The 12,650-nt window shown below is 41.9% G+C and carries 12 protein-coding genes; 8 read left to right on the forward strand and 4 right to left on the reverse strand.

Annotated elements, in window-relative coordinates; translation table 11 throughout:
* Window positions 1–27 precede the first annotated feature (27 nt).
* From Q4591_RS15620 to Q4591_RS15635, 4 genes are all read left to right on the forward strand, one after another.
* Window positions 28–1,362 carry an MFS transporter gene (locus Q4591_RS15620; RefSeq protein ID WP_303461809.1) on the forward strand — a complete coding sequence of 445 codons (1,335 nt, stop codon included), beginning with the start codon at window positions 28–30 and terminating at the stop codon, window positions 1,360–1,362.
* Window positions 1,363–1,698: 336 nt separating this feature from the next.
* Complete coding sequence (locus tag Q4591_RS15625) at window positions 1,699–2,919, forward strand: threonine/serine exporter ThrE family protein (protein WP_102440310.1); 1,221 nt, start codon at window positions 1,699–1,701, stop codon at window positions 2,917–2,919.
* A 443-nt stretch (window positions 2,920–3,362) separates the two neighbouring features.
* Window positions 3,363–4,115 (forward strand): putative porin, encoded by a 753-nt coding sequence (locus Q4591_RS15630; RefSeq protein WP_303461811.1) that lies wholly within the window; start codon window positions 3,363–3,365, stop codon window positions 4,113–4,115.
* Between the two features lie 433 nt (window positions 4,116–4,548).
* A complete protein-coding gene (locus Q4591_RS15635) occupies window positions 4,549–6,099 on the forward strand; it encodes a ShlB/FhaC/HecB family hemolysin secretion/activation protein (RefSeq protein ID WP_102440352.1) in 1,551 nt (516 codons plus the stop codon).
* Window positions 6,100–6,147: 48 nt separating this feature from the next.
* Here Q4591_RS15635 and Q4591_RS15640 read toward each other — a convergent pair whose 3' ends face one another.
* Both Q4591_RS15640 and Q4591_RS15645 read right to left on the reverse strand, forming a co-directional pair.
* The gene (locus tag Q4591_RS15640) at window positions 6,148–6,573 is read right to left on the reverse strand and encodes a DUF6491 family protein (RefSeq protein ID WP_102440311.1); all 426 of its coding nucleotides are present in this window, start codon (window positions 6,571–6,573) and stop codon (window positions 6,148–6,150) included.
* Window positions 6,574–6,685: 112 nt separating this feature from the next.
* Entirely contained in the window at window positions 6,686–7,636 is a 951-nt protein-coding gene (locus Q4591_RS15645; RefSeq protein WP_303412306.1) for a LysR family transcriptional regulator, read from the reverse strand.
* 477 nt (window positions 7,637–8,113) lie between these two features.
* Here Q4591_RS15645 and Q4591_RS15650 point away from each other — a divergent pair, with 477 nt between their 5' ends.
* Both Q4591_RS15650 and Q4591_RS15655 read left to right on the forward strand, forming a co-directional pair.
* The gene (locus Q4591_RS15650; protein WP_102440313.1) at window positions 8,114–8,662 is read left to right on the forward strand and encodes a carboxymuconolactone decarboxylase family protein; all 549 of its coding nucleotides are present in this window, start codon (window positions 8,114–8,116) and stop codon (window positions 8,660–8,662) included.
* A 208-nt stretch (window positions 8,663–8,870) separates the two neighbouring features.
* A complete protein-coding gene (locus tag Q4591_RS15655) occupies window positions 8,871–9,527 on the forward strand; it encodes a DsbA family oxidoreductase (RefSeq protein ID WP_303412310.1) in 657 nt (218 codons plus the stop codon).
* 173 nt (window positions 9,528–9,700) lie between these two features.
* Here the strand turns inward: Q4591_RS15655 and Q4591_RS15660 are convergent, their stop codons facing one another.
* On the reverse strand, window positions 9,701–10,390 hold the full coding sequence (locus tag Q4591_RS15660; protein ID WP_102530826.1) for a haloacid dehalogenase type II: 690 nt from the start codon (window positions 10,388–10,390) through the stop codon (window positions 9,701–9,703).
* Between the two features lie 97 nt (window positions 10,391–10,487).
* Window positions 10,488–11,084: a TetR/AcrR family transcriptional regulator gene (locus Q4591_RS15665; RefSeq protein ID WP_303412313.1), complete on the reverse strand. Its 597-nt coding sequence runs from the start codon at window positions 11,082–11,084 to the stop codon at window positions 10,488–10,490.
* Window positions 11,085–11,352: 268 nt separating this feature from the next.
* On the opposite strand from Q4591_RS15665, the gene Q4591_RS15670 reads away from it, so the two are divergent.
* Complete coding sequence (locus Q4591_RS15670; RefSeq protein ID WP_303461813.1) at window positions 11,353–11,751, forward strand: hypothetical protein; 399 nt, start codon at window positions 11,353–11,355, stop codon at window positions 11,749–11,751.
* Between the two features lie 161 nt (window positions 11,752–11,912).
* Window positions 11,913–12,608 carry a HupE/UreJ family protein gene (locus Q4591_RS15675; protein WP_303461815.1) on the forward strand — a complete coding sequence of 232 codons (696 nt, stop codon included), beginning with the start codon at window positions 11,913–11,915 and terminating at the stop codon, window positions 12,606–12,608.
* The last annotated feature ends 42 nt before the right edge of the window (window positions 12,609–12,650 follow it).

Genomic DNA, 12,650 nt, shown 5'->3' on the forward strand with positions numbered 1-12,650 from the left:
CGATAACAATAATAACAAGGATCATTTATGAAAAGTTCCAGCAATGTCATCAGCGACGATGGCGCATTAAACGCCGAAAACCGGCCCACAACTGCCGAAGATAGCAAGGCGAGCAATCGCTATTATGTGCTGTTTATGCTGGCGCTAGTGTGCGCCTTGGCTTATATGGACCGCTTCGTATTGTCGGTGTTAATCGAACCAATAAAGCACGACTTAAGCCTTTCTGATACGCAACTAGGTTTGTTAACCGGCTTTGCGTTCGCCTTTTTCTATGCTGTGTTTGGTATTCCCATTGCCAGACTGGCAGATAAATATAATCGTCCATTGATCATCTCTGTTAGTGTGGCGCTGTGGAGTGCCATGACTGCAGCTTGCGGTATGTCAGTTAACTTCATTCAACTACTATTAGCCAGAATTGGCGTCGGAGTGGGTGAGGCAGGCTGTATTCCTGCCAGTCACGCCATGCTGGGGGACTTATTTCCCGGTAAACAAAAAGCCTTTGCGATTGGTATTTTCCAAGCTGGCGGCACCGTTGGTATTTTAGCGGGATTAATTTTAGGCGGCTTACTGGCCAACAGTGTGGGTTGGCAAATGACCTTTATTTTTATGGGCCTGCCCGGTTTAATCGTGGGCTTGGTGGTTTGGCTGACAGTAAAAGATAACAGAGGCCTAGATAGTGTCAGCAATCCGCTCATCAATGCTGATAATGATAAGCTCAACCTTATTGCGACCATCAAACATCTGCTAACACAAAGAACCTATCGAAACCTGATGTTAGGGCTATCTATGGGCGCGTTTGGTAATTATGGCATTGTGCAGTGGCTACCGTCATTTTTAATCCGAACCCATCACATGAGCCTTGAAGAAGTCGGTGTTCTTTATGGTTCGGTAATGGGCTTTGGTACCTTGTTTGGTACCTTGGCAGGGGCGTTTTTAGCCCCTAAGATTATTGCTAAAGATCAGCGCTGGGAAGTCAAATGGGCCGCATGTTGCTTTGTGATTGTCATTCCAATCTTTATCGGCAGCTTTTTAGTTGCTAACTCAACGCTGGCACTGGGGCTATTATTTTTAGGGGTATTTACCTTATCAACTGGGACTGGGCCATCATTTGCCGCAGTGCAAACCGTTGCAGGGCCTAAAATGAAAGCCATGGCCGTGGCACTAACCATGCTGTGTATGGCAATTTTAGGTCAAGGCTTTGGACCATTAGTGGTTGGCATGGTCAGTGACGCTTTAGTACCACAGTTTGGCGAGCAATCACTGCGCTATTCCCTCAGTATCTCAATGATTATTTTGGCATGGGGTGCGATTCATTTATTTAAAGCATCTAGCACTATCGTTAAAGACAGTCAGTCGCTTTAATTAACCTGTCATCAACGGCTTAGGTAATACCTAGGCCGTTAGCTATAACATTGCCATCATAGATACCTGTCTGCTTGCTGGTTTTACAGCCAAAAAATCAACATGGCTCGTCGCTAACCTCTGCCTTTAATCCCCCCTTTGACCTGCGCTTTGAGCGTTAATACCTCAGCTTAAACATTTCTGGTCTACAGTATGTATAAACTAAATTATGCCAATGCTTTTTAACCGACTGATAAAATCGTAAAAATAGCCAAATGTAGGTATTCAGTAAAGCACATTTCGGTTACTATGCGCGCCAAATAACGACTCCCTTTTACCCTAGAGTGACCATGCAAAATGAACGATGACAACTTCATTGAAAAACGCCGATTTATCATAAGATTAGGTAAGGCGTTGCACAAATTTGGCACCCCGGCATATCGCCTTGAGTCCCATTTACAAACGGTCTCTACTACCTTGGGGATTGAAGGCTATTTTTTGATCTCGCCCACTTCAATGACCTTCGTGTTACAGCATGATACTGAGCAAGAATATAATCATGTGGCGCGGGTCAAACCAGGGGAGTTAGATTTAGGCTCCCTTGCCCGCACGTTTGATTTAGTTGAAGAGCTAACCACAGGTCAGCGCACCTTAACCGAAGCCCTTAATCGCCTAGAAGAAATTGCCAACAAGCCTAACCCTTACGGCCATAAATTAACCTTGCTGTCTTTTGGCGTCAGCGCCGGCGCTTTTGCGATGCTGATGGACACCAGTTGGAATGATGTGTTCTGGTCAGCCATGCTAGGGCTACTGGTTTATGGCATGGTTTTTTGGGCTGAGCGCTCGTCACGAATGGCAGAAATGCTTGAGCCCCTTGCGGCGGTGATATGTGCGATTCTTGCCTGCGGTATTGCCATATTAGACCCTAGTATTAATATTCCTGTGGTGATCCTCTCTGGGATTATTATTTTTATTCCCGGTTTAGCATTAACACTGGGGCTTGCGGAGTTAGCCGCGCGGGATCTCATCTCTGGCACAGCCAGAATTATGGATGCGATGATGCTGCTGTTTAAGCTGTATTTTGGCGCCGTATTAGGCATGACACTGGGTAAAGTCATGTTTGGCGAATCAGTGCATATTGAGCCTTACGCGCTACCAATTTATGCCTCGTGGGCGGCGGTGCCATTACTCTCAATGGCGTTAGTGATTATCTTTAAAGCCCGCCTTAAGGATTCACCTTGGGGCATTTTTGCCGGTATCGTGGCGTATTTTTCAGCCATGATTGGCGGCTTATATTTAGGCGAGTCTATTGGTATTTTTGTCGGCGCACTGGCGGTGGGCATTTACTCCAACTTATTTGCCCGTTGGATGAAAGCACCGGTATCCATTGCCCTACTTCAAGGCATTGTTATTTTGGTGCCTGGCAGTAAAACCTATATCGGCTTAAACGCAATGATTTCAGGTGAAACCATGCTCAATCAGGCCCATATTGGCTCACAAGTGTTCTTGATTTTTATGTCACTGATTGCTGGACTTATTTTCGCTAACGTCATCGTACCGCCTAAACGCAGTTTATAATATTACTGGCTCTTAGCTAATGCTATATCCACATGGCTTACCTAGTGTTTTTGTTAATGATCTTGCTCCCTAAAAAATAACTTAGGGAGTGAATCTGCTCCCTTTCTTTGATAATCACACCACATCATCACTCAAAAAAACCACCTAAAGAATAAACCGACCAACCTTTTACCACTGCCACCACACCTACCTCAATGTATATATTTAACAACAAAAACATTCTTTTTGATGTAAAAATGTTATTATTTATTAGATATTTAACTTTTTTTATTTCATTCCATCTGATTTTGTAATATCTTGTGCGCCGCTAGAGAAGCCTGCAGACCCGACTATGATGTTAGGCTGTATTTCGGTTAAATGGATGAAGCACCTCAACTTGATTTCACCATTGCCTATCTTGCTTGAATTACCTAGCGACAATAAATCAAATAAAGGAATGATTGATGAAAAACGTTACAGCTTTAGCACTTTTAACTAGTTTATTCGCATTACCTGCTATGGCAGCTCAAGATGCACCATTTCAACATGAAGCGGGTCTTAAATACTCTGCTAATTCTGAAGAATTCGGCGACGGAGCATGGAATGTTAACTACCGTTATTACACCGCTCCTGTTTCTCAAGATGAAAGTCCATATGCGCTAAATGGCTTCTTAGCCCAAACAACAAACATTGGTGCTGACTACTCAATGTTTGATGCTGCTGATTTTGATAGCATTGGTATTGATGGTACTTATGTATTTGATAATAAATGGTTCGTTGGCGGCGCATATCAGAAACTTGATTTTGACGTTGTCGATTTCAGTGTATACAAAGTTGATGTAGGTTATTACTTCAATGACAGCTCAAAAGTTGCAGTTTTCTACACTGACGGTAGTGATAATATCGAATCATCTTTTGGTGCAGAAATCCGTAGTTTCCTTGCCCTTGAAAGCACTTCAGGTGTCGATTTAGGTGCTATGTGGCTCCATACTGATGATAATGACACTTTCGACTTAAATGCTGATTGGTATGTTACTAAAGCATGGTCTGTTGGTGCTGGTTATTCAGATAACGGTTCAGATAATAACTTTGCACTAAAAACAGCTTACTGGTTACGTATGTCTGATTCTTTCTCTGCAACGTTTGAACTATCAAAAGTACTTGATTCTGATGCTGATGGTATCGGCGCTGGTATAGGTATTGTAGGTCGTTTCTAAAAATTAAAACGACTTAAGTAAACCATTAGCACCGTTCATTGCTAATCCCTTCTAAAAAGGAGCCCTGATGAGGCTCCTTTTTTATGATCTAACATCATTCTAAGATGCAGAACCTTCTCAGTTATTTCTTCTAACAATAACTCCTCTGAATAGGATAATTAAATAAATCAGCGAAATTTTAAATACCCGCCATACTAAGATAAGGCATTTAATTTCAGCTGTTGAAATTTTAAATGCTATTTACTCAATAGCTTAATTAGCTATCCCTTCTATAAATAATTGAGTAGGTACCATAATAAAAACTAATAATATTGTGATAATTCGCGCTAATTGCGCTTTAGCCATTATCCTTGTTATTACCTTGATTATCTCTATCGCCGCGGCACATGCTGAGCAAATTAACAACCTGCAGCATTCAGCCTCGGCATTGGTAATGACAAACAGCAAAAACCAGTCAACCCCCTTTACTGTCGATAACATTATCGTGCAGAGCAATGCTATTTTTGATGAATCAGACCCTGATGCCTTCTTTATTCACCACTGGGCCAACTGGCTACATATCAACACCACTGAAGCAACGATCCTCGATAAGCTTACGTTCACTGAAGGCGATGAGGTAAATCAAAAAACCTTTGCAGAATCCCAGCGCTTACTGCGAGCCGAGCCTTACCTGCGAGAAGCCAAAATTTATCTCGCAGAAAAAGATCCTAGCGCAGAGAATGAGCAAGATACTGTGGTGGTGGAAACCTGGGATAATTGGTCACTCTTGCCCACCTTCAGCTTAAGCTCTAGCGGTGGTGAAACTAAGTTTTCTGTCGGGATAAAAGAAGATAACTTGATGGGACGCGGCATTAAAACCCGCTTTAAATATCAATCAAATGCTGATCGAACCGGTTATAAGTTTGGCATTTCAGCACCACTAAAATTCATCAAACACGCCACAATTGCTGCCAATTGGTATGATAATAGTGATGGTCAAGCAACCCAACTGTATTTTAATAAGCCGTTTTACTCACTAGATACCCCCGATAGGTATTTCGCAGAATACTTAACCGATCAACGTATTGATACCTTAAGACAAAATGGCCAAGACGTTAATGAGTTTGAGCATAATGTCGATTATGCCGCTATCGGCTATGGCTGGCTTATTGATAAAACAGAGGCGGATTTATCGCGAATTAGCTTAGGTTTTACCCAAGATAAACACCAATTTGAGCCCAGTGAGACCTTCCCAAATCAAGCCTTGCCTGAAGACAGAGACTTTTTATACCCTTGGGCAAGTTATGAATACTTACAAGATGATTATAAGGTGTTTACTAATATCCATCTGATTAATAATCATGAGGACTTTAACTTAGGCTGGCGTCACTTTGTGCAATTAGGCATTGAGACTCGCGATGTCGCCGAAGAGTCTTCTGTAGGCTATCACCTAACGGTCAGTAGCAGTCGAGGCTATCAACAACAAGATAATTTATTCTTATTTAATCTTACTGGTGAAGCCAGCTTTAACACCAGCCAAGCCGATTACTATAATATCAGCATCCAAGGTGAATACTTCCACCACATTAACCCTAAATGGACCGCCTACGCTAAAACCCGCTTAGCCAGCTCGCAAAATAATTACCTCGATGACCCCTTTGCCCTAGGCGATGATACAGGGGTAAGAGGTTATCCTAACGACTATCAATATGGTGATAATCAATGGTTGCTCACAGGAGAAGTCCGCTATTATCCCAACATCAATTTATATCAACTTGCTGAACTTGGCTGGGCCACCTTTGTGGATATTGGACAGGCGTTTGGCGGGCCTGATGACAATAATGAAGTCAACGCCCCCATTGGCAGCATTGGCATTGGTGCCAGAGTGTATTCATCAAAATCCAGCTACGGTAGTGTCGGCCATATTGATTTCGCGGTGCCCTTTACCAGCGGCGAATATGTCGATGATTGGGAGTGGCGCTTTCAAGTGAAAAATCGTTTTTAAACTGACACTTGTCGTTACTGCTGCAAGCTTAATTTTACTCTCTAACCACTAAGGCTTTTTAACCGCTGAAAAGCCTGCTATTTTTTGTTTCACTTGCTGTTCTTGCTGTTTATCATCAATGCGATAGATGCTTTTTATTCGGGTGGTGAATTGCGGCTCTGCCGCGGTCGATACCGTATCAAAACCCGCTTCAACTGTCCCCAGTTTCGATGAGACCAATAAGGCTTGTGCAAACTGCAAATTATTATCAATGCCATCAAGCACCAGTAAATAACTTTGCCTTGGGCGCACGTCAATAAATAAACTACGGCTATCGATACTACGCCAACTATCAAGTCGAAAATGACTAATCGAGTTAACCTGCTGTAACTCATCAAACTGATACATGGCCGCTTTTTGCTTACTGGCTTGCGTTGCGGCGCAGCCAGTAAGTAATAGCATGAATCCTAAGCTCATCAACTTGTTTACAGACATGGTATACCCTCCTTTTAATTCATTGCGGCTGAAAACAAACACTTTCAGCAACAACCACTTACGCCACATTTTTCACTTACAATGAATAACCATCACTAAAATTAGTTTCAGTTTATTTATACAAGTTTTTATAATTCGGTACGTGTTCAACCCACTTAGGTGGCGTGCCAATATATTGCTGCACCGCTTTAATAAACTCACTCACTAGCAGGGTTTGCTTACGATGCGGATAGACAGCATATATGCCAGTATCCATAGTGGAAAGTGAATAGCGGGTTAATAATGGCACTAATTTAAGCTCAGTAATCGACTGATTTAAATTAAATAAATCAATATGAGTGTAACCTAAGCCATCCTTCACCGCTTCAATAATGGTTCTGACATCGCTGACTTTATAATTCCCCTGCATTTTATAGTTTTTAAACTGTTCGCCATGGGGCTGCTGGGATAAGCGCATCTGATCTAAGATGACATTACCATTGCTATAAATAACCGCAGGCAATTGAATTAACTCTTCTGGGGTTTGCGGGTGACCATGCTCTGCCAAAAATGCTTCTGATGCCAAGATGGCAAAGTGGGTCTTGGCAATTTTTTTTGCAATCAAATTCGACTCTGTGAGCTTGCCAATCCTAAAAGCCACATCAAAGTGATCAGAAATAATATCGGCGCGTTTATCATCCAATGACAGGGTAACTTTTACATTGGGGTATTGCTTCATAAATTGGCTGATGACAGGTTGCAGATACTCCTGACCAAAGAAGATAGACGAGGTAATTCTAATAATCCCTTTTGGCTCAGACTGGTATGAATCGGCAATATTTTGGATTTGATTTAGGGTATCTAATAACGTCAGGGTTTGTTCGAGGATCTCTTCCCCTGCTGAGGTTAATGAAAACGATCGCGTTGAGCGATTAAGTAATTGCACCCCTAATTCGGCTTCCAACTTTTTGATTTGCTTTGACAGTAACGAGTTATCCATATCGTGCAATGCCGCCGCTTTAGTAAACGAACCCTGCTGCACCACATCAAGAAAAAGACTCAGCTGTTTAGTAATCGATTGCATTTATCATGTCCTTGGAAGCTTCAAGCAACTTCAAATAAGCTTGAATAAGCTTGAATAAGCTTGAATAAGCTTGAATAAGCTCGAATAAGCGTACTCAGCTAACTTTGATTAAACTAATCATAGCTTGCTGCCAAACTGAATCCAATCAAAGTCGCCGCCTAATAGTTGATATAAGCTTCAAGTTTACGATTGCTCAGTATCAATAACTTCCCTCAAGCCCTTATGCTTATCTTTGCCCTGAGAAAAAATGGCTATCACTCAACAATTACGTCGAGAAATTAAACTTAAATCTACGCTTTTTCAATGCATTAATCGCAAAACACTTTTATTTTGAACAATCGTTCAAAATAAATCTTGAACGATCGTTCAATTAAGTCTATATTTATTTCACACAATGAAGTTACCCCCTATTTTTTACTAGAGCTAACTGACTTGAACTAAATTATTTATAAGAAGATTCAAATTCGGAGCACCATCATGAGCAAATTTACTATTCACACTATCGAGTCTGCACCACAAGCAAGTAAAACGATGTTAGAACAGTCTTTAAAAAGCTTTGGCATGGTGCCCAATCTTCATGGAGTGCTTGCTGAATCGCCGAATACCTTTGAGGCCTATCAAACACTGCATAACCTATTTGAAAGCTCATCTTTCAATGCCGAAGAATTAACGGTAGTGTGGCAAACCATTAATGTTGAACATGGTTGTACATACTGTGTACCAGCCCATACTGGCATCGCCCATATGATGAAAGTGGATGGCGCATTAACTGAAGCACTGAGAAATCGCACCGCAATGCCAACCGCTAAATTACAAGCACTACATGACACCACATTGTTGATGGTGCGTAACCGTGGCTTGTTATCTGATGCTGAAATGGAAGCCTTCTTTACAGCAGGTTATGGTCAGCAACAGTTACTGGAAATCGTTTTAGGTCTGTCACAAAAAGTCATTAGCAACTACGTAAACCATGTGGCTCATACTCCGGTGGATAAGCCTTTTCAACAATTTGCTTGGGAAAAGTAGCCGCTAATTCAGCGCTCACCAATAAGTAAGACGTTTACGGTTAACATTAAAGCTGATAATTATCAGCTTTAATCATTTTCAAAGCTAAATCCAAGTACAATTCTAAATTCGAACCTAAGTTCAAACCTAAGTACAAACCTAAGTACAAACCTAAGTACAAGCCCAAGAAAAGCATAAGTCCAAAATCACATAGCAAGGCAGGTGTAATATGTCAGATAAAATTAAACTCGATATCGTTTCAGATGTAGTTTGTCCATGGTGTGTGGTCGGTTACAAGAGTTTGCAGCAAGCCATTAAAGAGCTGGGGATAGAAGACAAAGTTGAACTTGAGTGGCAACCTTTTGAACTCAATCCTGATATGCCTACAGAAGGTGAAGAATTACGTGCACATGTGGCGCGTAAATATGGTTCAAGTGCTGAAGATAGCGCCAAAGCCAGAGAAAATATTGCCCAGCGCGGCGCCGAATTCGATTTTGAGTTTAACTTTGGCGACGATATGCATATCGTTAATACCTTTGATGCTCATATATTGCTGGATTACGCCAAAGGTTTTGATAAACAAACTGAATTGAAATTACGTTTGTTTAGCGCTTACTTTACTGAGCATAAAAATGTCTCAGATAGAGCAGTATTGGCCAATGAACTGGCAGCTATTGGGCTTAACGTCGATGAGGCTATGGCATTATTAGACAACCCCGACATCAGAGAGCATATCAGCGCTGAAAAAAACCAATGGACCGCTGCGGGGATTTCTTCGGTACCGACGGTTATATTTAACCGCACTAGTGCCTTAAACGGCGCTCATCCGGTTGAGTCATATAAACAGGTACTGACGCAACTATTGGCAGAGTTAGAAAGTAACTAATGGTGAGACTTTTTTAAAGCCGATGACATAATAAACGGATGATAAATATCATCCGTTTTTTAGTTTATGAACCCGCTGTTGATGGGATTTATCCCGTTCTGCTTTAAGCTTTTAGAGCACGGCTCATTAACTTCACTGCTAAATAAGCTTTGGTAAATGTTATCACTGCGGCGTTAAGTCTCTTTAATCGCAAATTGGCTCATCATATTATCTAATGCTAGTAAATCAGTGGCGATCACATTGGGCTGAATCTCCCAAGGGTCAAATATCGCCGTTGGTGATCGCTTAACCCAAGCTGCTTTAAGCCCTGCCGATATAGCCCCCGTCACATCAAAAGAATTACTGGAGATTAACCAAGTTTGACTGGCGACTGAGCCTGACACTTGCAAAAAATGCTGATAAATAGCCGGATTAGGCTTAAAGGTATTGATCTCATCGGCGCTCACTATCGCTTCAAATAACTCAATAAGGCCTGCTGTTTGCAATAATTGCTCAACCGCTTTGGCAGTACCATTTGAAAAGGCAAATAACCGATAACCTTGGGCTTTAAATGCCAGCAAGCCTTGCTTTACTTCTGCAAATGCTGGCAAGGTTTTATAGCGTTCTAGTAAGGCTTGTTTTTGGCTTGAAGATAAAGATATTTGATAATACAGGCAGGTATAATCTAGCGCTTGGCGGGTACACTCACTAAAAGGAACATAATTGTTCATCAAGCCTCTGCGAAACGAATACTCTAATTGTTTCTCGCGCCAAGTAGTTGAGAACCCAAAGGCTTTATCACCCACCAGCGTTTGCAATTGTGCCAACAGCCCATGGGTGTTAATTAGCGTGCCATAAACATCAAAAGCCAGTGTAATAGCCATATTCATCCCTTAAAAATAAAATCATTTATTTAGAGGTTTTACTTTAGTGCTCTTTGTCCCTAGCCGCTGCATTGCCATTGCAACAATCAAACGCTTTTTAATGGCCAGGCATTAATTGCGAACTTTCAAATACACCATCAATGAGAGTTTGAATGGTATCGTCATCTTGATTGGCATGGGCATAAGTACGAATACCAATTATCTGCACTTGAATAAAACGTGCTAACGCCTGTGGATCTTGAGTCGTATCTAACTCACCTAACTGCTGCGCTTCAGTGAGTAGTGCGGCAAATTCAGCCTCAACCATCCCTAAGGCACTTTTAGCTTCAGCTAATAATTCGGCATTGTCTTCAGTTAATTCTGCCACCGTTTTCACCAACATACACATACCGCTCGGGGCTGCAGATTTATTGCAAATGACAGAGCGTTCAATAAACAGTTTTAATGCTTTCAGTGGCGAGCCGGCATCGACGCGACATCTCGCTAGCATCTCAACACCCGTTTGAGCATAGTACTGTAAAGCCTCTTTAAACAGCCCTTCTTTGCTGCCAAAGGTGGCATAAATACTACCAGGACGGAGATCGATCACTTCTTGCAGGTTGCGCATCGAGGTGGCGTGAAAACCTTTTTGCCAATATAGGTTGGCCGCTTTTTGAATCGTGTCTTCACGATTAAACTTGGCTAATTTACTCATAAACTTACCCTTATTACGGACGCTAACCACGGACTCTCATCACGTATTTAGGTTACTATATTGAACGATTGCTCAATTTTACAATGAACGACTGTTCAAGTCTAGTTTGCCCTACTTAGGCGTGCCAATAATCACTGCACTGGCAGTTTTAGAGGTTATCTGATTTAATCAGCTGAATAAATGACGCAACTTGGTACCAAGGCTTAAACAACTGAACTCCAATAACCATCAGGCCAAACTTCCATTTCAATCTAGGCCATTATCCCCAATGACACTGTCGATAGTGTTAGTGGTATTGCTGTGTCAGTTATTTACCATGAGCAGTGCATTCTCAGTGCAATATCCTCACGGAGAACATCCATCAGGTGTTGTGCTTGCTCATCATCATGCCCATTTATCACAGCACTCTCATCCTTACCATGACGCTGACATTACGCTTAACCTGCCCTTTAATGCCACTGAGTCACAGGCAGAAATACTGACGGCAAATCACCCTGCTCAGTCCGCTGCAGATCATGAACATTCTAGCCATTCGCACTCAGCAGCTCATCCACCATTCGAATCCACTTTTACCGCTGAACTTTCTCATTCGAGCACCCTTTCAGATAATCCAGTCAATTATCAAAGTCACCAATTTTCTCCCCCAATCCCGCCACCACATCAATAAGTCAGCGACTTTATAATCATATTCGTAATAAGAGTGATTTAACTGACTGCGCATTCATCAAGGCCAAACTGAGTTATTTCAGCAGAGCTTCAATGATTGAGCTCAGTCGTAAAGCGATATTTATAACGCGCATTTGTGCGTGACTTATTGGAGTTACAACAATGAGCCAACCACTGGCCACTGCCATAAAAATGGTGGTGATATTCATGGGGCTTTTCGCTTCATTTTCTTTATTTGCCCATGGTGTTGATGAAGACACTCGGCAATTTCTTACCTTAAATCAGGGCGTTTCCATCTTCCCTTTCATTTACATTGGCGCTAAACACATGGTCACTGGATACGACCATTTACTGTTTCTCGTCGGGGTGATTTTCTTTCTATTTCGCACTAAAGATGTGCTGATTTACGTCAGTTTATTCACCATTGGCCACAGTGTAACCCTGCTATTTGGGGTGCTAAATGATGTGCAGATTAATGCTTATCTTATCGATGCCATTATTGGATTTTCAATTGTGTACAAAGGCTTTGATAATCTCGGCGGCTTTAAACGCGTATTCGGGTTTCAACCTAATACCAAGGTTGCAGTGATGATCTTTGGACTGTTTCACGGCTTTGGTTTAACCACCAAGATTCAAGAGTTTCAGCTGCCCAGCGATGGACTTGTTGCCAACATCATCGCCTTTAATGTCGGTGTTGAAATCGGCCAATTTTTAGCATTGGGATTGATACTGATCGTGATGAGCTTATGGCGACGTCATAAAAGCTACCTGCAGTTTTCTACCGCCGCCAATACCTTGCTAATGAGCAGCGGCTTAATGTTAGTGGGCTTTCAATTAACTGGCTATTTTATCAATTAATCAGCCGGAATATGCATCATCATTTACCGCATTTTTTAAGGA

Origin of the sequence: Shewanella sp. 3_MG-2023, assembly GCF_030548765.1 — a bacterium.
Taxonomy (GTDB): Bacteria; Pseudomonadota; Gammaproteobacteria; order Enterobacterales; family Shewanellaceae; genus Shewanella.